Origin of the sequence: Paraburkholderia sp. BR14320 (genome assembly GCF_040948665.1) — a bacterium.
GTDB lineage: Bacteria > Pseudomonadota > Gammaproteobacteria > Burkholderiales > Burkholderiaceae > Paraburkholderia > Paraburkholderia youngii.
The window spans coordinates 104,181-124,544 of record NZ_JBFPKG010000010.1 but is presented as its reverse complement, the minus strand read 5'-3'; the positions used below and the strand labels follow the sequence as shown (position 1 = coordinate 124,544).

20 protein-coding genes are annotated in these 20,364 nt (G+C 64.1%); 10 read left to right on the top strand and 10 right to left on the bottom strand.

The genetic code is table 11. The features are described from left to right. Window positions 1–19: 19 nt before the first annotated feature. Window positions 20–367, top strand: a complete 348-nt coding sequence (locus tag AB3X89_RS12890) for a GNAT family N-acetyltransferase (RefSeq protein ID WP_368583616.1) — start codon at window positions 20–22, stop codon at window positions 365–367. Window position 368: 1 nt separating this feature from the next. Here AB3X89_RS12890 and AB3X89_RS12885 read toward each other — a convergent pair whose 3' ends face one another. The 3 genes from AB3X89_RS12885 to AB3X89_RS12875 form a co-directional block, all read right to left on the bottom strand. Beyond that, window positions 369–1,022 (bottom strand): cysteine hydrolase family protein, encoded by a 654-nt coding sequence (locus AB3X89_RS12885; protein WP_368583615.1) that lies wholly within the window; start codon window positions 1,020–1,022, stop codon window positions 369–371. A gap of 159 nt (window positions 1,023–1,181) precedes the next feature. After that, complete coding sequence (locus AB3X89_RS12880) at window positions 1,182–1,727, bottom strand: alpha/beta fold hydrolase (RefSeq protein ID WP_368583614.1); 546 nt, start codon at window positions 1,725–1,727, stop codon at window positions 1,182–1,184. A gap of 246 nt (window positions 1,728–1,973) precedes the next feature. Continuing rightward, complete coding sequence (locus AB3X89_RS12875; protein WP_368583613.1) at window positions 1,974–2,807, bottom strand: oxidoreductase; 834 nt, start codon at window positions 2,805–2,807, stop codon at window positions 1,974–1,976. A gap of 94 nt (window positions 2,808–2,901) precedes the next feature. Between AB3X89_RS12875 and AB3X89_RS12870 the strand changes: the two genes are divergently transcribed. Then, the gene (locus AB3X89_RS12870; protein ID WP_368583612.1) at window positions 2,902–3,873 is read left to right on the top strand and encodes an AraC family transcriptional regulator N-terminal domain-containing protein; all 972 of its coding nucleotides are present in this window, start codon (window positions 2,902–2,904) and stop codon (window positions 3,871–3,873) included. A gap of 40 nt (window positions 3,874–3,913) precedes the next feature. On the opposite strand, the gene AB3X89_RS12865 is transcribed toward AB3X89_RS12870, so the two are convergent. The 7 genes from AB3X89_RS12865 to AB3X89_RS12835 all read right to left on the bottom strand — a co-directional run bounded on the left by AB3X89_RS12865 (window position 3,914) and on the right by AB3X89_RS12835 (window position 11,031). After that, window positions 3,914–4,387, bottom strand: coding sequence for a YbhB/YbcL family Raf kinase inhibitor-like protein (locus AB3X89_RS12865; RefSeq protein ID WP_368583611.1), 474 nt, complete (start codon window positions 4,385–4,387; stop codon window positions 3,914–3,916). A 159-nt stretch (window positions 4,388–4,546) separates the two neighbouring features. Continuing rightward, window positions 4,547–4,843: a hypothetical protein gene (locus AB3X89_RS12860; RefSeq protein WP_368583610.1), complete on the bottom strand. Its 297-nt coding sequence runs from the start codon at window positions 4,841–4,843 to the stop codon at window positions 4,547–4,549. A gap of 200 nt (window positions 4,844–5,043) precedes the next feature. Beyond that, window positions 5,044–5,472, bottom strand: a complete 429-nt coding sequence (locus tag AB3X89_RS12855; protein ID WP_368583609.1) for a VOC family protein — start codon at window positions 5,470–5,472, stop codon at window positions 5,044–5,046. Between the two features lie 59 nt (window positions 5,473–5,531). After that, a complete protein-coding gene (locus tag AB3X89_RS12850; RefSeq protein WP_368583608.1) occupies window positions 5,532–6,638 on the bottom strand; it encodes a hypothetical protein in 1,107 nt (368 codons plus the stop codon). A gap of 224 nt (window positions 6,639–6,862) precedes the next feature. Then, on the bottom strand, window positions 6,863–7,963 hold the full coding sequence (gene zapE / locus AB3X89_RS12845) for a cell division protein ZapE (protein WP_368583607.1): 1,101 nt from the start codon (window positions 7,961–7,963) through the stop codon (window positions 6,863–6,865). Window positions 7,964–8,193: 230 nt separating this feature from the next. Next, window positions 8,194–10,029, bottom strand: coding sequence for a thiamine pyrophosphate-requiring protein (locus AB3X89_RS12840; protein ID WP_368583606.1), 1,836 nt, complete (start codon window positions 10,027–10,029; stop codon window positions 8,194–8,196). A gap of 99 nt (window positions 10,030–10,128) precedes the next feature. Continuing rightward, complete coding sequence (locus AB3X89_RS12835; protein WP_368583605.1) at window positions 10,129–11,031, bottom strand: YihY/virulence factor BrkB family protein; 903 nt, start codon at window positions 11,029–11,031, stop codon at window positions 10,129–10,131. Between the two features lie 159 nt (window positions 11,032–11,190). On the opposite strand from AB3X89_RS12835, the gene AB3X89_RS12830 reads away from it, so the two are divergent. The 8 genes from AB3X89_RS12830 (at window position 11,191) to AB3X89_RS12795 (ending at window position 20,346) form a co-directional block, all read left to right on the top strand. Next, window positions 11,191–12,273 (top strand): ligase-associated DNA damage response exonuclease, encoded by a 1,083-nt coding sequence (locus AB3X89_RS12830; protein WP_368583604.1) that lies wholly within the window; start codon window positions 11,191–11,193, stop codon window positions 12,271–12,273. Window positions 12,274–12,283: 10 nt separating this feature from the next. Further along, the gene (locus tag AB3X89_RS12825) at window positions 12,284–13,957 is read left to right on the top strand and encodes an ATP-dependent DNA ligase (RefSeq protein WP_368583603.1); all 1,674 of its coding nucleotides are present in this window, start codon (window positions 12,284–12,286) and stop codon (window positions 13,955–13,957) included. A gap of 443 nt (window positions 13,958–14,400) precedes the next feature. Continuing rightward, window positions 14,401–14,874: a response regulator gene (locus AB3X89_RS12820; RefSeq protein ID WP_368583602.1), complete on the top strand. Its 474-nt coding sequence runs from the start codon at window positions 14,401–14,403 to the stop codon at window positions 14,872–14,874. 226 nt (window positions 14,875–15,100) lie between these two features. Beyond that, window positions 15,101–15,967, top strand: a complete 867-nt coding sequence (locus AB3X89_RS12815; RefSeq protein ID WP_368583601.1) for a glucose 1-dehydrogenase — start codon at window positions 15,101–15,103, stop codon at window positions 15,965–15,967. An 86-nt stretch (window positions 15,968–16,053) separates the two neighbouring features. Beyond that, window positions 16,054–16,368 (top strand): hypothetical protein, encoded by a 315-nt coding sequence (locus tag AB3X89_RS12810; RefSeq protein ID WP_368583600.1) that lies wholly within the window; start codon window positions 16,054–16,056, stop codon window positions 16,366–16,368. Between the two features lie 155 nt (window positions 16,369–16,523). Beyond that, complete coding sequence (locus tag AB3X89_RS12805) at window positions 16,524–17,084, top strand: (2Fe-2S)-binding protein (RefSeq protein WP_368583599.1); 561 nt, start codon at window positions 16,524–16,526, stop codon at window positions 17,082–17,084. Continuing rightward, window positions 17,081–18,088: a xanthine dehydrogenase family protein subunit M gene (locus AB3X89_RS12800; RefSeq protein WP_368583598.1), complete on the top strand. Its 1,008-nt coding sequence runs from the start codon at window positions 17,081–17,083 to the stop codon at window positions 18,086–18,088. Before AB3X89_RS12805 ends, AB3X89_RS12800 begins: the two co-directional genes overlap by 4 nt. After that, complete coding sequence (locus tag AB3X89_RS12795; RefSeq protein ID WP_368583597.1) at window positions 18,085–20,346, top strand: xanthine dehydrogenase family protein molybdopterin-binding subunit; 2,262 nt, start codon at window positions 18,085–18,087, stop codon at window positions 20,344–20,346. Before AB3X89_RS12800 ends, AB3X89_RS12795 begins: the two co-directional genes overlap by 4 nt. Window positions 20,347–20,364: the final 18 nt, after the last annotated feature.

The window sequence follows — 20,364 nt, the reverse complement described above, 5'->3', positions numbered from 1 at the left end:
ACGAGCACAAGCAGTCGATATGAATCAGCCGTCCCAACATATTCTGGGCACCCCCATCTGCTCTGCGTTGACGACCCGACAGGTGCATCTGCGGCAAGGTGGTTCGATGGCGGGTGAGCGCATGCAGGTCGATGGTTATGTCGAGATCAGCGCGGTCTGCGTGCATAACGACTATCGCGGCAAGGGCCTCGCAGGCCGACTCGTGAATGTCTTGCGCAGGAACATCGAGGCACGCGGGGACACGGCGTTCCTGCATGTTCGCAATGACAATCATGCTGCGATCGGCTTGTATGAACGCTTGGGGTTCAAGTTGAGGCGGCCCTTTCACCTGATCAGCATCGAGCGTGTTCCTGCGCCGGTCTGCTGATCTATCGTTGAGTCATTGCGTCAACGACGTCCCGGGTCTTGACGACGGCGTGCGCAAGAAACGCAAAGTTGGTCAACGCAGCCTTATAACCGTCACCCCAAACCGGATGCCGCGGTCCCGCTGTGGCATCGGCGACGACGGATACTTCGAAGCCCTGTTCGAGCAGGTCGCGCAGGTGAGCCTCGACACACATATTGGCGAGCATGCCGCCCAGCACGACCTTCTGTACGTTGCGCTTGCGAAGCTGCAGCGTCAGGTCGTTCGTTTGCGGACCAAAAACCTTGTGCGGGCTCACGACGATGGTTTCCCCATCGTCGATGAACGGCTTGAACTCCTCCAGCCAGTCAGCGCCCGATTTCTCGAATCCGCTCAGATTCAGTGCGCCTGTGCGAGCAAAAGTGCCGGTTGCAAACTCGTCCGTCTCCAGCGGGCCATTGAATTTCCACGTGCGATCGGTGGGATAGAAGTAATGCGGCGAGATGAAAACGCTGAATTTCGCCGCTTTTGCCGCCTTGAATATCTGCAGCATGTTTTCGACGGTCCGGTTTTCCGTCACGCTGGCTCCAACAGCGCCCCAGTTCTTCCCCAAAGGGCTGAGCACATCGATTTGGGGATCGATAAACACAACGGCGGTATCCGTGGGATCGTATTTCATGATTCGAGCTCCAGAGGGTGAAGACTGCGCGTGCCGATTTGCGAAGAACAGCTTCTATCTACATCACTCGAGCGAGTGAGATGAAGTGTAGGCAAAGTCGCGCGTCGCACACAAAGGAAACTTTCCACGCGTTGTGCAGGTTTGCACGTTTATCGCCGATCACGCACGACTATGCGACAGCTTGCGCGAAAGAAATTCGTCGATATACGCGGCGATTTCCGCGCCGTGCGTTTCGAGCGCAAAGTGTCCGGCATCCAGCAAATGGACTTCCGCCGATGGAATATCGCGTCCATAGGCATTGCCATTCTGGCTGATGATCGCCGTCACACGTTCGGGATGTGCAACAGCGAGCCGGTAACCGGTCGGCGCACCGTAGTCGAATGCGTAGATCGCGTAGCGACTGAGTTGCAGCATCTCGGTGAAAGCGTCGATGACCTTGGCGAGATTGTCGAACGTGTAGTCGAATTCGCCGCGCGGCGGCGCCTTGGTCTGACCGAAGCCAGGAAGATCCGGTGCGACGAGCCGGTAGCGGTCGGCCAGCAGCGGCATCAGATTGCGGAACATATGGCTCGACGTGGGAAAACCATGCAGCAGCAGGATGACGGGCGCGTCTGTCGGACCGGCTTCCCGGTAGAACACTTCGACATCACCGACCTGTCGAGTCTTGTACTGGACGGGATGGGCGGGCAGATTGCGAACGTTCATGGTGCTGCCTCCGTGTGTCGACGATGCCGTCATCAGGCGGCCTGGTTTGCTAACGTTGAAAACCCATTGCAGTTGGGCTAGCGGATGAAGGATCCCACTGTCGGTATCTACTCCAGCAGCATGTTGTCAGATGTTCCGCCGCCGCGGCCGACGCGGGCATCGCCATGCGGTCTGCGTTTGCAAGAGCGGAACGCTTCGGCTGCCTGACAGTGAGGCCGCCCGACAGCGTCAACAAGACTTCGGTCATTAGCCATCCGTCGAAACGGTGGTGGCCTCCCACGCGCCGATTTCCGCGTTCAACGCCGACAACTTGTCTCGAACGAGCCCGAGTGCGTCGCTACCGAGCAAAAGATGCGCGGGCGGATGTTCCGCTGCGATGGCGGCCAGCATTGCCCGCGCCGCTTTCCCTGGATCTCCCAATTGCTTACCGCTTTTTTCCTCGCGGGCCTGGCGGATGGGATTGAAGATCTCGTCGTAATCCGGAATCGAGCGGGGCGTCCGAGTCATCGAGCGACCCGCCCAGTCAGTGCGAAACGAGCCCGGCGCCACCGCCGTCACGGCGATACCGAAGGGCTTGACCTCTTTGCCGAGCGCCTCGGAGATGCCTTCCAACGCAAACTTGCTGCCGCAGTAATAAGTGATTCCGGGCATCGTGATGTAGCCGCCCATCGATGTGATATTCACAATGTGACCGCGGCGGCGCGCACGCATGAATGGCAGGACGGCCTTCATCATGGCGACCGCACCGAAAACGTTCACATCGAACTGTCGGCGCATCTCCGACAGAGGCGATTCCTCCATGATGCCCTCGTGACCGTAGCCGGCATTGTTGACCAGCACGTCGATGGGTCCGACGCTGGCCTCGATTTCCGCCACGACGCCGTCGATCGCGTCGAAGTCGGTCACGTCGAGCACGCGTGCGCAAGCGGCGTTCGCGGCCAGGGACTCGAATTCGCGCTTTGCCTGGGCACTTCTCACCGTACCGACGACCTTGTGACCCATCGCCAGCGCTTCCTGTGCGAGCGCGCGGCCAAAGCCGCTGCTGACGCCGGTGATGAGCAGAGTTTTGCTGGATGCCATTGAAGCTTCTCCCGAATGTCGATTGGAGAGTGCATACTAATCTGGCAAACGAGGCAAAATAAGCCGAATTCCGCTGAGTATCTTGCACAAAACTATGAGCACAATCCGCGCTTCGACCCAGCACCCAGCTTTATCCTCGCGAAGCCAGAAACGCATGGTTGCGTTGCTGCGCGCGTTGGCGCCCGACGAGGGCTACAACCTGACGGCACTGCCGAGCGTCCGCATCTTGCGGTCGAACCGGGCGCTATCCCGCACGCCCGTTCTGTACGACCCCGGTATCGTGATCGTCTGCCAGGGCCGCAAGCGTGGTTATTTCGGCGACCAGCTGTACCTGTATGACGAGAGCCACTATCTGGCCGTATCCGTGCCTGTGCCATTCAGCATGGAGACCGACGCAACCGAGGAGCATCCACTGCTCGCGCTGTATCTGCACCTCGATTTCGCATTGGCCGCCGAACTCGCGGAGCGCATCGACCGCGAAGGCGTGGCTGAGCGCCCACCAGCACCTCAGAGCATGATGTCGACGCCGATGGATGATGCGATGCAAGCTTCCGCGCTGCGCTTTCTCGAGGCGATGCATCGGCCACTCGAAGCTGCTGTGTTGGGTGCCGGGCTGCTGCGTGAACTGTATTTCCGCGTGCTCACCGGAGCCCAGGGAAGCTCGTTGCGCGAGGCTTTGGCGATGCGAGGACAGTTCGGCCAGATAGGCCGCTCACTGCGCGTGATTCATGCAAGCTATGCGCAGCCCCTCGACGTAAGGCAACTGGCCGACGAAGCGGGTATGAGCATTCCGAGCTTCCACAGCCACTTCAAGGCCATTACACAGGTATCGCCGATGCAATACGTGAAGTCGACGCGCCTTCATCAGGCCCGCCTGTTGATGGTGCGCCACGACCTGACGGCGGAGGCGGCGGGACACGCTGTGGGTTACGCGAGCCCGTCCCAGTTCAGCAGGGAATTCAGGCGTCTGTTCGGCTTGACGCCGGCCGCGGAGGCAAGGCGGATGCGCGAGAGCTTCGCGATCCCGGCGGCATTCGCTGATACGGCCTACGTGTCGTCGCACTGATTCTGGGGCACCGGCACCGCTGGATTCTCTTCGTCTGCGCTCATCGCTTCTGATAGGTGCCGATCAGTTCGGCGTGCGTGAGTACGTGCCCTTGCATGGCCTTCTCGAGCGCAGCCTTGCTGGGGCTTTTCAAATCGGGCAATACGGTGTCGAGCGCGTACAGCTTGTGGAAATAACGGTGACGTCCGACGGGCGGACACGGGCCGCCGTAAGCGGCACGCTTGAAGTCATTGGTGCCTTCGAGCGTGCCGCCCGGCAAAGGCTGTGCATCAGCGCCATCGGCTAACCCGGTGGCTGTCGGCGGGATGTTGTAGAGCACCCAATGCACCCAGGTCATTCTCGGCGCGGCGGGGTCCGGCGCGTCGGGGTCGTCGACGATCAGCGCCAGGCTTTTAGCGTTCGCGGGCACGCCGGACCATGCGAGCGGCGGGGATACATTGGCGCCCTCGCAGGTATGCTGCACCGGAATCTCGCCGCTCTGTCGGAAGGCTTGCGACGTTAGCGTGAGTGTCATGGCAGCCTCCTCGTTGGGTCGCGACCATGCTTTTATTCTAGGTCAGCGCCCACCGAGGTCGCGCGCGGCGAGTCCACGTATACGCGGATCGAACGACCGTATGCCCGGGGCACAGGCGACGTCCGATTTACCGCGCGGTGTTTCCAGCCAAGCTTGCGCTTATTGGCCGACTGGCGACTTCGTGGATGGGGTCGCCAGTGAGTTGTTGACCCCGTAAGCGGGCTGGCGGGACGTCGAGCTACCGTCCGTGCTCATCGTGTTCATCGGCTGGCCCGAGGTGGGCGACGCCGCGCCGCTGTCCGTGCCGGTGGCGCCAGGCGTGCCATAGCCACTCGTTGGAGCGGCCGGCGACTTCGTGGACGGAGTCGCCAGCGTGTTGTTGCTTTGTGCATATACGCCGCCCGACAGCATCAGCGCGGCGACGGCCGCGATCAATGTGCTGGTTGCCTTGTTCATGAAGCGCTTCTCCTTTGATGGATTGCGATTTCGACGCAAACGCGATGCTCTCGTACGTTTCCGTCAGTGTCGCGAAACTCCAAGTTTAGGAAAGCGAAGGCTGATAGTTATGCGCATTATTCACAATGGTGAATATCGATTTTCGGAATTAACCGGGCAGTCTGATGCGCGCTCGTTCCTAATCGGCACGGCGGCCGCGATCATTTCTTGTCACGCATCCATGGCGTAAACGTGATGCCGGTCAGCAATCCTTCCGGCCCGATAAAGCGGCTGACAGTCTGGCCCCACGGCTCAGTCCGGTTCCTGACCAGCATTCGATACCCTTGCGATTCAAGTTCTGCCGTTGCCGCTTCGACGTCGTCGACGTCGAACTCGATCCAGGCTTGCGGGATGGGTACGTCGGCAGGCCACGATTGCGTGCCGAAGCACGACTGAGAGGCGTGAGAGAGCGGCCACAACGCGAAAGAGTTTGCGCCGTTCAGACTCTCCGTATGGAGATAGCCGCCGTTCTCTTCCTTGAAGGGGATACCGAAGGCGCGGCGGTAGAGATCGCGGCTTGGCTGGGCGTCGGTCACGATCGGGCCAAAGCCTGCGATGAACAAGGCCGTGGTAACGGGGATCTTTTGCATGGCTTCTCCTTTGCCGCGAAAGGGCGGCGGGTGAGCGGCGGGTGGTTTTCATTCACTCGTCAATTCGCCGGAATGGTCACCACCGGCGCCTTACTGCTCGTATCCGATTCCGCGAGCGCCATCATATTCTGCACGACTGTAAACGCGTATTTCGAATCGAAGTCATTGCGCTCGACCCAATATACCGAAGGCCCATATGCGATCGACACATAAGCATCGGCCGGCGCGGCGTTGCCCGAGTGCACGATAATCGTCGGCCTGGTTTCACCGCCGACCAATCCGACCGTCGGCTTCGTCGAACCGTCGCTGATGCGCTCCTGCGGCACCTGCACCTGCGCGCCGAGATCGCTGAGGATGCCGAGCACCGAGCGCGTGACCATGGTAATGCGCTCGCCCTTCGCGGAAGTCGACGACGGCCCATACACGACCTCATAGCTACGTGTCTTCGTAGACAGATGCAGCAGCCTGCGCACGCGCGCGACATCGGCGGCCGTGCCCGGCGACTCGCCGCTGCTGGTCGCACCGATCGACAGAAACACGGCCAATGCGGGGCTTTGGCCGCCTTTGAGATCGGCCTTTACATCGAGCTGACGCGTCTCCACGTTCAGCTCGCCCGCCAGTTGCAGACGACGCAACGCCTGCAGCAATTCGAAGAAGCCCGGCGCGCCCGCACTGTTGTTGCCGCCGAGCACATCGCCGTTGCGCAGACCGCCGATCGACTGCGCGGTGATGCGCAACAGCAGATCGATCGGCACGCCGCCCTCGGCGAGCGGCAACACGAGCGCCGGCGCGAGCGGCCGGATATAGGCGGACGCGAACGCTTCACCGGTGGTCGGCGTGAACGTGAAGGTCGGCCGGTTCGAGTACGACACGCTGCCGGTCGCCTGTGCGTAGTTCGGCATGGTGCCCGAGCCGGCGTTGAGCGTCGCGCCGCCGGTGGTGTCGAACGTGTAGGCGGCGATGATGCTGCTGACGGTCAGGAACGCGGGCGCATCGCCGTAGCGCAGACCGATCACGGCGGCGAGGATCGCGCGCTTCTTCGCGTCGCCGAGCGCGCGTGCATAGTCGACCTGATCGGCCTTCAGACGCGAGGGGCCGATATGCACGCAGGCGGACGTGAGGCAGGCCGCGCACAATGCGGCGGCTACGGAAGCGGTTCTGAGCATGGGCGGGCGCGAGCGGCGGTAATCCGCTGAACAATGGAGTCTGCGCTCGGCGTTAGCAGAACCCATTCCCGCGCAAGCGGCGGGCCGGCTCCGGGGCCGCTTCGCTGTCGCTCCGGCGCAGCGCGCGCCGCTGGAGCGCGTGTGTCGACGCGAGAGGGCGCTGGCACGCTTTACCGCTGCCTTGCAAGAATTCCAGAAATGGGCGCGGGTCAGATGCCCGGCTTTCAAGCTTCGGCGTCGATGCCGTCTTGCGCTTCGTCCGCGCCGCCTCGCTCGAGCGCGCCGCGATACGCGCGCGATTGCATCTCGGCGAGCCGGCTCAGCGTACGCGACAGATCATGCGCGCCTTCGAGACCGATCAACGCGGTCTCGATCGGCTGATCGGACGCGATGAAGAGGGCGCGCTTGCGGTCGTAGAAGATGTCGATCAGCCACACGAGGCGCTGCAGCGTATGCGACTGTCTCAGTGCTTGCGTATGCAGACGATCGACGATCAAGCCTTGCCATTGCTCGGCGAGATCGAGGTAGTCGAGGTGCGAGCGGCTCGCGACGCACAACTGCTCGAAGTCCGCCCACAGCAGCGTGTTGCCGGCCGCGCGCGCTTCGAGCGGCCGGCCCGCCGCGCTCAGCCTGACCGGTTCGATCGCAGCGCCGCTTTCATGGCTCGCGAAGATATCGCGCAACGCGGCCGCGCTCGACGCATCGAGCGGCGAGAAAAAGCGCGGCACTTCGGCCGCTTCGCCGCCGAAACGGTAATCGCGCGCGCCGTCGAAATGGATCACCGTGAAGGCACGTTTGATCTGCGCGATGGTCGGCATAAAGCGCTCGTGGAACTCGGGGTCGGGCAGCAGATCGTCCGGTGCGTAGTTCGACGTCAGCACGATCCGCGTGCCGAGGTTGATCGCGGTATCGAGAAAGCGCCCCATCAGGAACGCGTCGGCGATATCGTGCACATGGAATTCGTCGAAGCACAGCAGCTCGATACCGTCGAGCCATTGCCGCGAGACGTCGCCGAGTCGGTCGTCGCCACGCGGCGCCTGGACGAGCCGGCGGTTCATCTCGCGCAGGAACTCGTGGAAATGCAGGCGCCGTTTTCGGCACGGCGCGAGCTCGAACAGCGTATCGACGACGAGGCTCTTGCCGCGCCCCGGCAAGCCGTGACAGTAGACGCCTTGCGGCCCGAACGCGGCGGTGGACCATGCATGCCGTGCGCGCTGCTGCGCGCCGAGCAACCCGGCGAGCGCGCTGATGGCCTCACGCTGGCGCGGATCGGGCGTGATGCCGCGCGCGGTCAGTGCGCGTGCGATGCGGGTTTCGTCAAGCATGGGCGAGGGCGTCCATGCCAGGTGATGCAAACGATGCGACCTGCGCGAATGACGCAGTCTGGGCCGCCGCGAAAACGGCGAGGACGTGTGTGAGCATGAGATAAGGGGCGACGTGATGGCCTGCGTTGAAGCAGGCCCAATGAGCGTGTGCGCGAAGCGCGCGCCATTTTAACAGTCACGTCCTCTGTCGAACCGTTGGCGCGCGCACACGTCGTCGAGCCGCTACCGCATCATTTGTCGTGATGTCCCGGCAGCACCGCACCGAGCACCTGCCTGGCCGTCTCTACCACCACGTTGCCCTGATCGGGATCGCCCTTCAGCAAAGTCTCGGCAAACGCTTTGGCCTGCGCGAGCGTAACGTGGGGCGGCAACGGCGGCACGTTCGGATCGGACTTCACCTCGATCACGACCGGACGATTCGACGCGAGCGCGTCGTCCCAGGCGGTCGCCATCTGCTCGGGATTGTCGACATAGATGCCCTTCAAACCGATCAGCTCCGCGAAGCGGTGATACGGCACGGAAGGAATGTCCTGCGACACCTCGAACTTCGGATCGCCTTCCATCACGCGTTGCTCCCACGTGACCTGGTTCAGATCGCCATTGTTGAGCACCATGCAGATCCAGCGCGGATCGCTCCAGCCTTGCCAGTACTTCGCGACCGTGATCAGCTCGGCCATGTTGTTCATCTGCATCGCGCCGTCGCCGACCAGCGCGATCACGGGCCGCTCGGGATACGCGAACTTCGCGGCGATCGCATACGGCACGGCCGCGCCCATCGACGCGAGCCCGCCCGACAGCGAGCACATCATGCCGCGCTGCACCTGCAGATCACGCGCGTACCAGTTCGCGACCGAACCCGAATCGCTGGTGACGATCGCGTTCGACGGAATGCGCTTCGACAGCTCCCATACCGACAGCTGCGGATTCAGGCCAGCCTTCGCGGGTTCGTGCGCGCGTTTTTCCAGCGTCTTCCACCAGTCCGACACCCAGCCTTCGATGCGCTCCCGCCACAGCCGATCCTCCTTCTGCTCGATGAGCGGCAGCAGCGCGCGCAGCGTCTCGACGCTATCGCCGACGAGGTTCACTTCCATCGGATAACGCAGGCTCAGCATGTCGGCCTTGATGTCGATCTGCACGCCGCGCGCGTCGCCTTCCTTCGGCAGAAACTCCGAGTATGGGAAGCCGGAGCCGATCATCAGCAACGTATCGCAATGGGTCATCATGTCGTAGCTCGGCTTCGTGCCGAGCAGGCCGATCGAGCCGGTCACCCACGGCAGATCGTCGGGCAGCGCCGCCTTGCCGAGCAGCGCTTTGGCGACGCCGGCGCCGAGTTTCTCGGCGACCGCGATCACTTCGTCGGTCGCGTGCAGCGCGCCCGCGCCGACCAGGATCGCGACCTTGCGGCCGGCGTTCAGCACGTCGGCGGCCTCGCGCAACTGCTGGTCGCTCGGCACCACGCGCGGGCGCGCGTAACCGATGCCCGAATGCAGCGTGCCGTGCTTGCGCCCCGGCGGTTCATACGGAATGTCCTGCAGATCGTTCGGCAGTATCAGCGCGGTCACCGCGCGCTCGGCAAGCGCGATACGCACCGCCCGATCGACCAGATGACGCACCTGCGCGGGCATCGTCGCAAAGCCGACGAACGAGCCGGCCACGTCCTTGAACATCGCCGGCAGATCCAGCTCCTGCTGATAGTGTCCGCCGATCGCCGCGCGCGCCTGCTGACCGGCGATCGCCAGCACCGGCATGTGATCCATGCGCGCGTCGTAGAGGCCCGTCAGCAGATGCGAAGCGCCGGGCCCCGAGGTGGCGATGCACACGCCGAGTTCGCCGGTGAACTTGGCATGCGCGGCGGCCATGAACGCGGCCATTTCTTCGTGGCGGACCTGGATGAATTCGATCGGGCCCGGCTGATCCGTGCCTTTATGGCGTTTCTTCGCTTCGCTCTGCGCGCGGTTCAACGCGCCGAAGACGCCGTTGATGCCGTCGCCCGGATAGCCGTAGATACGCCGCACGCCCCATGCATGCAGCCGCTCGATGATGAAATCGCCAACCGTCTCAGCCATGATCCTTGCTCCCTCAATATCCAGTCGAAGCCGCCGTGTCGCATGGGCGGCTTGGGTCGGTATCGAACGAGCAAGGGCTGTACCTTGCGACTGGCTTGCTTAGCCGGTCTTGATCTTCGGCTGCGGCGCGTCGAGCGCTTCGGTGCCGAAGCGCTCGTACTGCGATATCACCTGCGCGCCGAACAGCAGCAGAGTGGCGAGCCATTCGAAGCTCAGCAGGATCACGATCGCCATCGTCAGCGAACCATAGACGAGGCTGACCTGCGACAGCGTGGCGAAATACCAGACCAGCACGTGCCGCGTAACCTCCCACAACACGCCGGCCACCACGCCACCGATCAGCGCATGTTTGAGCGACGGACGTCCGACCGGCATCACCAGATACACCGAAGTCAGCACGAAGATTTCACCGGCGAGCCCGAGCAGATACAGCAGCACTCGCGTGAAGCCCTGCAACGACACATGCAGGCCGAACAGTTGCAGACCTTCGGCGCCGATGGTGTCGAGCGCGCTCGATACGAACGTGACGATCAAGAGGCCCACGCCGAGAAACATGATGTAGCAGTAGGGGAGCAACGCTGAAATCAGAAAGTGGCGCCGCTTCACGACGACGCGATGCACGAAGATCAGCGACATCGCGTTTTCGAGCACGGTGAACGCGAGCGAACTGAAGAACAGCATCGTCAGCAGCAGCACCCAGCCGATCACCGCGCGATGCTGCAAAAAGTTCGACAGCTCACGCACGAGCGCGGCCGATTGCCCGGGCACGAGCCAGCGCAGCAAATGCGACAGCGCCTCTAGCACCAACTGCTGCGGCACCACGCGCGACAGCACGATGACGACCAGAATCAGCAGCGGCACGATGGACAGCAACGCGTAATACGCGACCGCGCCCGCGAGCAGCAGCCCCTGGTTCGCGCGAAACGCCTTCAGCGTTTGCAGCAGGAAGCGCCCGGGATGCCTGGCGATAAACAGCGCATGCTGGTCGAGCAGGATCGGCATGAGGCCTCGCGGTGCGCGCCGGGCGCTGCCGGATGGCAACCGCTCTCGACACGCCTGTGTGCTTTATATACCGTAAGCAGAAACGGGGCCATCAATGGCGCGGCATACAGTTTGCTTGGCCGCGTTCGGAAGATCGCCCGCCAATCCCGAGGACAGCCGATGGATCAGCCGCCCCGTCAGACCAACGCCGCGCCGCAAGCCAACGATCTGGTGGTCGCGCGGCCCGAGGGACTGTATTGCCCGGCCGGCGATTTTTACATCGATCCATGGCGGCCGGTGGAGCGGGCGGTGATCACGCATGCGCATTCCGACCATGCGCGCTTCGGCCATCAGCGCTATCTGGCGACGCGCGCAGGCGCGAGCGTGCTGCTGTCGCGGCTGCCCGGCATCGCGCTGCACACGCTCGACTATGGCGAGCCGCTCATGGTCGGCGCGGCGCGCGTGTCGCTGCATCCGGCCGGGCATGTGCTCGGTTCGGCGCAGGTGCGCATCGAGCACGGGGGCCGCGTATGGGTCGCATCGGGCGACTACAAGCTCGAAGCCGATCCGACCTGCGCCGCGTTCGAACCGGTGCGCTGCGATACCTTCATCACTGAATCGACGTTCGGTCTGCCGATCTATCGCTGGGATACGCCGCAAAGCGTGTTCGATTCGATCGATTCATGGTGGCGTCACAACGCGTCCGAAGGGCGCGCGTCGGTGGTGTTCTGCTATTCGTTCGGCAAGGCGCAACGCGTGCTCGCGAGCGTCGATGCCGCGATCGGACCGATCTTCTGTCACGGCGCGGTCGAGCCGCTCAATCGCGCGTATCGCGACGCGGGCGTGCGCCTGCCGCCAGTCAATCTCGTCAGCGAGATCGCCGCGAAAGACAAGGCCGTGTTCAGACAGGCGCTGATCGTCGCGCCGCCGTCCGCGCAGAACAGCGCGTGGCTCAAGCGCTTCGGCGATTACAGCGATGCGTTCGCGTCGGGCTGGATGCGCCTGCGCGGTGCGCGCCGCCGGCGCGGCGTCGATCGCGGCTTCGTGCTGTCCGATCACGCCGACTGGCCGGGTTTGCAAACGGCGATCCGCGAGAGCGGCGCCTCGCGTGTGATCGTCACGCATGGCTCGATCGAACCGATGGTGCGCTGGCTCAACGAGCAAGGCCTGCAGGCGAGCGCGTTCGACACGCAATACGGCGACGATACCGTCGAAGCGGATGCGGCCGGCGCCGACGAAGCGCCCGCGGCGAGCGAAACATGACGGACACCGTATGAAACGCTTCGCGGCTCTCTACACCGCGCTCGATGCGACCACGTCGACGCACGACAAACTCGCGGCGCTGACCAGTTATTTCTCGGTGGCGGAGCCTGAAGACGCTGCATGGGCGTCGTATTTCCTCGCGGGCGGCAAACCGCGTCAACTGGTGCCGACGCGTTTGCTGACCGACATCGCGCGTGAGCGCGCCGGCTTGCCCGAGTGGCTGTTCGAAGAGTCGTATCACGCGGTGGGCGATCTGGCCGAAACCATCGCGCATATTCTGCCGCCCGCGTCGCGCGACTCCGAGCTGGGCCTTACGCAATGGATCGAGCAACGCATGCTGCCATTGCGCGGCCTGCCGCCCGACGAGTTGCGCACGCGTCTACTCAGTTACTGGGACGAACTCGACTGGGGCGGCCGCTTCCTGCTGACCAAGCTGATCGGCGGCGGCTTTCGTGTCGGCGTCGCACGGCAACTGGTGGTGCGCGCGCTCGCCGAAGTGGCCGGCGTCGATCACAAGCGGATCGCGCAACGAATGGTCGGCTGGACCGATTCGCGACAGAAGCCCGATGCGGCGCGCTATCTGCGTCTGATCGCGCCGCAGACCGACGACGATACGCAAGCGCATGCCCCTCAACACGATAGCGACCTGGGCCTGCCGTACCCGTTCTTTCTCGCGCATCCGTTGCAGAGCGATCCGGCGACGCTCGGCGATCCCGCGCACTGGCTGATCGAATGGAAGTGGGACGGGATACGCGCGCAACTCGTCAAACGCGGCGGCCGCGTGTGGTTGTGGTCGCGTGGCGAGGATCTGATTACCGATCGCTTTCCCGAGGTCGCGGCATTGGGCGAGTCCTTACCCGATGGCTATGTGATCGATGGCGAGATTCTCGCGTGGGAACCCGGTGCGGCTGCGCCGTTGCCGTTCGCGCGGCTGCAACCGCGCATCGCGCGCAAGACGCTGACGCGCAAGATCCTTGCGGATTCGCCCGCAGCGCTGCTCGCCTACGACCTGCTCGAAGCGAACGGCCAGGACCTGCGCATGAGCCCGCTCGTCGATCGGCGCGCGCGGCTCGATGCGTTGAGCGCGTCGGTCGATGGCACGCTCGCGCGCGGTCTGTTGCGCGTATCGCCGCTCGTCCGTGGCGCGGACTGGCATGCGCTGGCGGCCTTGCGTGAGGAGAGCCGCGCGCGCGGCGTCGAAGGCTTGATGCTGAAGGAGCGTGAATCGATGTATGGCGTCGGCCGTACCAAGGCATCGGGCACGTGGTGGAAATGGAAGATCGAGCCGTATGCGGTAGACGCTGTACTTGTTTACGCGCAGCGCGGTCATGGCCGGCGCGCGAGTCTTTACACCGACTACACGTTCGCGGTATGGGACGAAGCCGACGGCGTGCGCACGCTCGTGCCTTTCGCGAAGGCCTATTCAGGGCTCACCGACGAAGAGATGCATCGCGTCGATGCGATCGTGCGCAAGACCACAGTCGACAAATTCGGCCCGGTGCGCAGCGTAACGCCGACGCTCGTGTTCGAGATCGGCTTCGAAGGGATACAAGCGAGTTCGCGCCATAAGTCAGGCGTGGCCGTGCGTTTTCCACGCATGCTGCGCTGGCGTACCGACAAACATATCGACGACGCCGACACGCTCGCGATGCTGAAAGGCTTTATCGATAATCGTGCGGGATAACCCGCAGAGCACAAACCCCTAACACGTCGAGCATTTTTTTATCGGCAGCGTCGCTTATCCTTTGTTTATGACCGCGTCATCGATTCGCGCCATGAGAGCGCTCGCGGCATGCATTGCGTGGACCCTCGATCCGTTGGAATACCGATGTCGTGCGACGCCCCTTAGCGAGGCGGATCGCACAAAGACAGAGCGTCAAACGATGTTGCGCAGCACGCACATCGTCGTCGCCGTCATTCAAACGCCGTGATGTATGGGCACGCTGAATCCCGCATACCAGGTGATTGCAACGCTGGAATGCGGGATGACGCATGTTGGCCGCGGCATCGTCCGAATGAAGCGGAAATAACAAAAACCTGGCCGCAGTCCGGCAGACGCAATGGGATCGAATCTTGCGCGCGTGGCGCGGGATGCCCTTCAGGGCGAATGTAAAAGGGCGAGAAAAAATGACTGTGTTCAACGACAACGTGGACAGCAGCGACGACGTGCTCGTATGGCGGCAGATCCGCTATGCGATGGCCGCGCATCGTCGCGTGCTGGTAGTCGACGATTACCGGGAAGCAGCCGACGCGCTGCAAATGCTACTGACGGCCGACGGCTTCGAGTGCCGTGCGCTCGACGATCCGTATGCGGTGTGCGAGACCGCGTGCGAGTGGCAGCCGTTTGCGGTACTGCTCGACATCAAGATGCCGGGACTCGACGGGCTCGAACTCGCGCGGCGTCTGCGCGCGCATCCGCAGACTGCGCATATGCTGCTGGTTGCGTGCACCGCGTTCGCGTCGCGAGAGGATCGCGCGCTCGCCAAGGCGGCGGGCTTCGACGCGCATTGCGCGAAACCATTGACGCCCGAGCGGCTGTTGCGGGTGCTCGAATCGGCGGCCGCGTTGCACGCGGCGGAGCCATCTGAATCAGGCTGTTAGCGAAAACTTGCTGACCGTTCTGTCATTTATGCAGGGTCGTGGCCGGAAATCGCACCTGGCGCGATGCGAACCGGTTTGTCATTTGTCTGCCATCTTTCTGCCAGCGTTCTATCCGCCGCAGCTTCTTTAGCGGTGCGGGCCCACTCGTTGCTCAAAGACCGATGACGCGGCGCGCTCATGCGCGCCGTCCATGGTCATTTGTGATTTGCAACGAGGGAGATCAGACATGAGCGACACGCAACGCCCGGCACCGCCGTTTCCCAAACAGCAGCAGGAGCAGACGCCCGGCCGCACGGCCGGCATGAACCCGCAACCGGATCACGGCGAGAAAACCTACGAAGGTTCGGGGCGTCTCGCCGGCAAGGCAGCAATCGTGACCGGCGGCGACAGCGGCATTGGCCGTGCGGTCGCGATCGCGTTCGCGCGTGAAGGCGCCGATGTGCTGATCGCCTATCTCGACGAAGAAGACGATGCGCGCGAGACCGCGCGCTGGGTCGAGGACGCCGGTCGCAAAGCGGTGCTGGTCGGCGGCGATATCCGCGATCGCGAGCATTGCGATGCGATCGTCGACAAGGCGATCGAGGCTTTCGGCCGGCTCGACGTGGTGGTCAACAACGCCGCGTATCAGATGAGCTATCCGTCGCTCGACGCGATCAGCGACGAAGAATGGGACAAGACCTTCGATACCAACATCGGCGCGATGTTCAGGATCACGCGCGCGGCGGTCCGCCATATGAAACCGGGCGGCGCGATCATCAATACGTCGTCGATCAATGCCGATCATCCGAACCCCGGCCTGATCGCCTATGCGACCACCAAGGGCGCGATTCAGAACTTCACCGGCGGCCTCGCGCAATTGCTCGCGGAAAAGGGTATTCGCGCGAACTGCGTGGCGCCGGGACCGATCTGGACGCCGTTGATCCCATCGACGATGCCGCCCGACAAGGTCGAGCAGTTCGGCAAGCAGGTGCCGATGAAGCGCCCCGGACAACCGGCCGAGCTTGCGGCCGCGTATGTGATGCTCGCGTCGGACGAAGCCAGCTATATCTCGGGCGCGACGATTGCGGTGACAGGCGGCGCACCGATTATTTAGGTTGTCGAACCGAAGGCGGCGAGGCTGCCATGGACCGCGCAGCAGCTTCTCGCAGTGGTTTCCATAACGTCATAAGGGAGAGTGACATGAAGATCGATGTATCCGTCAAACTGGGTGCCGCGCTCGTGTCGGGCTGCCTTGCGCTAGGGTTTGCGCAGGCGGGCTTCGCGCAGACCGGTTCCAATCCGTCTACGCAACACGGCAAGTCCGCCGCAAAACCGGGCGCAAGTCTGGAAGAATCGCGCACGCCGGATACGACCAGCACGAACGACGCGAACGGCAATGTCGGCGAGTCGGGGGGCGCGACCAATGGTGTCGCCGGCGGCGGCAATGGCCGCGCCACCAACAAGCGCTTCAAAGGCGCGACGCCGCCGCGCGCGGGTAGCGCGGCGGGGCAATAAGCGTTCAGCCGCGCGCGGCGGGCTGCGTCGCGCCGCGCCGGAGGCCGCGGCGGCATCGCGCTCGCGCGCTGCCGCCGTTTTGCATGGGTTCGAGTTGCATGGAGTTTCGTCGCGCGCCGCGTTGCTTGCGCGACGCCTTGTGAGGAGGAAATCCGATGGCTACCCCCGATGCTGAAGCCGCGCAGGCCGACGCGCCCGCGTCGCATGCATTGACGTTCGATATCAACGGCGAGACGCGGCACTTCGACGTTCAAGCGTGGACCTCGCTGCTCGATCTGCTGCGCGAGCATGCGCACCTCACCGGCACCAAGAAGGGCTGCGATCACGGCCAATGCGGCGCGTGCACCGCGCTCGTCAATGGTCAGCGGATCAATACCTGCCTCGCGCTCGCGGTCGTGTACGACGGAGCATCGATCACGACGATCGAAGGTCTCGCGAACGGCGATACGTTGCATCCATTGCAGCAGGCGTTCATCGAACATGACGCGTTCCAGTGCGGCTACTGTACGCCGGGGCAAATCTGCTCGGCGTACGCGATGCTCGAAGAAGGCCATGCGCGCTGCGCGGACGACGTGCGCGAGCAGATGAGCGGCAATCTGTGCCGCTGCGGCGCATACACGAATATCGTCGCCGCGATTCTCGACGTGGCGCATTTCGGCGACGAGGATGCACCGCACGACAGTCCGGTCGGCAATCAGCGCGGAGCGCGGCCATGAACCGCTTCTCATACACGCGCGCCGATGCGGTGCAGGATGCGCTCGAACGGCATCGTTCGGACAAGGCCGCCGCGTTCATCGCGGGCGGCACGAATCTCGTCGACCTGTTGCGCGAAGATGTGGCGCGGCCGGCTTTGCTCGTCGACATCAACCGTTTGCCGCTCAGGCGGATCGAAGCGTCGGCGCAAGGCGGCCTGGTGATCGGCGCGCTGGTAACGAACAGCGCGCTCGCGTATGACGATACCGTCGCAACACGCTACCCGCTGCTCGCGAAAGCGATTCTGGCCGGCGCGTCGCCGCAGATTCGCAACGTCGCGACGGTCGGCGGCAATCTGCTGCAACGCACGCGCTGCTACTACTTCTACGACGTCGGCACGCCGTGCAACAAACGCGAACCGGGCAGCGGCTGTCCGGCGCTGCACGGCGTGAACCGCATTCACGCGATCCTCGGCGCGAGCGAACACTGCATTGCGGTGCATCCGTCAGATATGTGCGTGGCGTTGGCGGCACTCGGCGCCACCGTGCATCTGATCGGCAACGACGGCGCACGCACGCTGCCGTTCGCGGATTTTCACCGGCTGCCCGGCGACACGCCGAACATCGATACCAACTTGCGCGACGACGAACTCGTGACCGCGATCGAACTGCCGGCGCAAGGCTTTGCCACGTATCACGCGTACGTGAAGGTGCGCGACCGCGCATCGTATGCGTTCGCGCTGGCGTCGGCCGCGGTCGGTGTCGAACTCGATGCCGACTCGCGCATCGTCGACGCGCGTTGCGCGCTCGGCGGCGTCGCGCACAAGCCGTGGCGGGATCCCGCCGCCGAAGCTGCACTGCGCGGCGAGACGCTGAACGAGCGGACCGTGCGCGATTTCGCGGCGGCGCTGCTGCGCGATGCGCGCGCTCAGCGCGACAACGCGTTCAAGATCGAACTCGCGGCGCGCGTGATCGTGCGCGCCTTCGGCGAGGCTACACAACGTTCGTTCGAGGAGGCCGCGCGATGAACCGTGCCGAAACCTTGCCATCGACAGGCAGCCCGAAGCCCGCGATCGGCGTGCCGCATTCGCGTGTCGACGGGCCAGCCAAAGTGACCGGCGCCGCGCAATATGCGGCCGAGTTCTGCGCCGAAGGGCTCGTGTATGGCGCCGTCGTGTCGGGCACCATCGCGACGGGCAAGATCGTGTCGATCGATACCTCGGCCGCCGAGGCGCTGCCCGGTGTGCTGCTCGTGCTCACGCATCGCAAGCGCCCGGCGCTGCCGTCGGATGTCGATGCGTTCAAGGACATGATCGCGCCGGCCGGCACGCCATTGAGGCCGCTGTGGGACGAGCGCGTGTGGTACAGCGGGCAGCCCGTCGCGCTGGTGGTCGCGCAGTCGCTCGAACTCGCGCGCTACGCGGCGTCGCTGGTGCGGGTGCGCTACGAGGCCGCATCTCATCAGACCGATATCGAAGCGGCGTTGATGAGCGCCGTGCCGCCGTCAGCGGAGAAAGGCGGCTTCGATCCGCCGCCGCCCGAGCGCGGCGAGCCGCGCAAAGCGTTGGCCGACGCCAGGGTGCGCGTAGACGCGTTCTACACGACGCCCGCGGAATACCACAATCCGATGGAAATGCACGGCTGTACCGTGGTGCCCGATGCGCAAGGACACTTGACCGTCTATGAGAAGACTCAGGGCGTCGTCAATACGAAGGGCTATCTGAAGCGCGTGTTCGGGTTGCAAGACGACGAAGTGCAGGTGGTGTCGCCGTTCGTCGGCGGCGCGTTCGGCTCCGGCTTGCGGCCGCAATATCATCTGGCGCTCGCGGTGATGGCGGCGCGCGAACTGAAGAAACCCGTGCGCGTCACGCTGACCCGGCAACAGATGTTCACCTTCGCGCATCGGCCGCAATCGGTGCAACGCGTCGCGCTCGGCGCGTCGGCGGACGGCCGCCTGCAGGCGGTGATTCACGAGGCGGTGTCGGAAACCTCACGCTACGAGGAGTTCTGCGACGTCGTGGTCAACTGGGCCGGGCAGCTGTATCGATGCGACAACGTGTCGATGGGATACAAGGTCGCGAAGCTCGACGTGCCGACGCCGGCCGACATGCGCGCGCCCGGCGCGACCCAGGGGCTCTTTCCGCTCGAAGTCGCGATGGACGAGCTCGCCGAGGCATTGCGGATGGACCCGCTCGAATTGCGGCTCGTCAACTATGCGGAGCGCGACGCGAACAAGAACCTGCCGTTTTCGAGCAAGGCGCTGCGCGACTGCTATCGCGAAGGCGCGGCGCGCTTCGGCTGGGCGGGGCGGCCGCTCGAACCGCGCGCACGCCGCGAAGGCAACGAGTTGATCGGCTGGGGGATGGCGACCGGTGCGTGGGACGCGATGCAGAACAAAGCGGCCGCCCGCGCGGTGCTGACGCCCGATGGCCGCGTCAGAGTGTCGAGTTCGACCTCCGATATCGGCACCGGCACCTACACCGCGATGACGCAGATCGCCGCCGATGCGCTCGGCGTGCCGCTCGCGGACGTCAGCTTCGAACTCGGCGATACGCGGTTGCCGAAGGCGCCGATCGAGGGCGGATCGTGGACGGTGTCGTCAGTGGGCAGCGCAGTCGATGCGGCCTGTACGCGCCTGCACAATCGTCTCGTCGAACTCGCGCGCGAACATGGCGGTGCGCGCTTCGCGTCGGTGGAGCGCGAAGCAGTGCGGCGCGAGCGCAACCGGCTCGTATGCGGCCCGCACGCGGACGACTCGATCGCGATCGCGACGCTGCTCGAACGCGCGGGGCTCGACGAACTCGAAGAGCAGGCGAGCGTGCAGCCGCACATAAAGCAGCAGGCGTATTCGATGGGCACGCATTCGGCGGTGTTCGCGGAAGTGCGTGTCGACGAAGCGCTCGGCACCGTGCGCGTGACGCGCGTGCTCAGCGCGGTCGCGGCGGGGCGCATCGTCAATCCGAAGACGGCGGGCAATCAGGTCGCGGGCGGCGTCGTGTGGGGCATCAGCATGGCGTTGCACGAGCACGGCCAGTTCGATCATGTGCTCGGACGGCAGATGAATCACAACCTCGCCGAATACCACATGCCCGTGAACGCCGACATTCACGAAATCGACGTGCTGTTCGTCGACGAGCGCGACGACATCGTCAATCCGCTCGGCGTCAAAGGCGTCGGAGAAATCGGCGTGGTGGGCGTGGCCGCGGCGGTCTGCAACGCGATCTGGCATGCGACCGGCAAACGCATCCGCGATTTGCCGATTACGCCCGACAAGCTGCTCGGCTGACGGCCCGTTGCCGCGTCG

What these genes read in the sequence shown, in the direction of transcription:
- AB3X89_RS12860 (WP_368583610.1), bottom strand. Translation starts at nt 4,843, where the DNA reads ATGAACAAGGCAACCAGCACATTGATCGCGGCCGTCGCCGCGCTGATG.
- AB3X89_RS12830 (WP_368583604.1), top strand. Translation starts at nt 11,191, where the DNA reads ATGGATCAGCCGCCCCGTCAGACCAACGCCGCGCCGCAAGCCAACGAT.
- AB3X89_RS12880 (WP_368583614.1), bottom strand. Translation starts at nt 1,727, where the DNA reads ATGAACGTTCGCAATCTGCCCGCCCATCCCGTCCAGTACAAGACTCGA.
- AB3X89_RS12840 (WP_368583606.1), bottom strand. Translation starts at nt 10,029, where the DNA reads ATGGCTGAGACGGTTGGCGATTTCATCATCGAGCGGCTGCATGCATGG.
- AB3X89_RS12865 (WP_368583611.1), bottom strand. Translation starts at nt 4,387, where the DNA reads ATGACACTCACGCTAACGTCGCAAGCCTTCCGACAGAGCGGCGAGATT.
- AB3X89_RS12825 (WP_368583603.1), top strand. Translation starts at nt 12,284, where the DNA reads ATGAAACGCTTCGCGGCTCTCTACACCGCGCTCGATGCGACCACGTCG.
- AB3X89_RS12870 (WP_368583612.1), top strand. Translation starts at nt 2,902, where the DNA reads ATGAGCACAATCCGCGCTTCGACCCAGCACCCAGCTTTATCCTCGCGA.
- AB3X89_RS12815 (WP_368583601.1), top strand. Translation starts at nt 15,101, where the DNA reads ATGAGCGACACGCAACGCCCGGCACCGCCGTTTCCCAAACAGCAGCAG.
- zapE (WP_368583607.1), bottom strand. Translation starts at nt 7,963, where the DNA reads ATGCTTGACGAAACCCGCATCGCACGCGCACTGACCGCGCGCGGCATC.
- AB3X89_RS12805 (WP_368583599.1), top strand. Translation starts at nt 16,524, where the DNA reads ATGGCTACCCCCGATGCTGAAGCCGCGCAGGCCGACGCGCCCGCGTCG.
- AB3X89_RS12810 (WP_368583600.1), top strand. Translation starts at nt 16,054, where the DNA reads ATGAAGATCGATGTATCCGTCAAACTGGGTGCCGCGCTCGTGTCGGGC.
- AB3X89_RS12850 (WP_368583608.1), bottom strand. Translation starts at nt 6,638, where the DNA reads ATGCTCAGAACCGCTTCCGTAGCCGCCGCATTGTGCGCGGCCTGCCTC.
- AB3X89_RS12885 (WP_368583615.1), bottom strand. Translation starts at nt 1,022, where the DNA reads ATGAAATACGATCCCACGGATACCGCCGTTGTGTTTATCGATCCCCAA.
- AB3X89_RS12835 (WP_368583605.1), bottom strand. Translation starts at nt 11,031, where the DNA reads ATGCCGATCCTGCTCGACCAGCATGCGCTGTTTATCGCCAGGCATCCC.
- AB3X89_RS12855 (WP_368583609.1), bottom strand. Translation starts at nt 5,472, where the DNA reads ATGCAAAAGATCCCCGTTACCACGGCCTTGTTCATCGCAGGCTTTGGC.
- AB3X89_RS12890 (WP_368583616.1), top strand. Translation starts at nt 20, where the DNA reads ATGAATCAGCCGTCCCAACATATTCTGGGCACCCCCATCTGCTCTGCG.
- AB3X89_RS12820 (WP_368583602.1), top strand. Translation starts at nt 14,401, where the DNA reads ATGACTGTGTTCAACGACAACGTGGACAGCAGCGACGACGTGCTCGTA.
- AB3X89_RS12795 (WP_368583597.1), top strand. Translation starts at nt 18,085, where the DNA reads ATGAACCGTGCCGAAACCTTGCCATCGACAGGCAGCCCGAAGCCCGCG.
- AB3X89_RS12800 (WP_368583598.1), top strand. Translation starts at nt 17,081, where the DNA reads ATGAACCGCTTCTCATACACGCGCGCCGATGCGGTGCAGGATGCGCTC.
- AB3X89_RS12875 (WP_368583613.1), bottom strand. Translation starts at nt 2,807, where the DNA reads ATGGCATCCAGCAAAACTCTGCTCATCACCGGCGTCAGCAGCGGCTTT.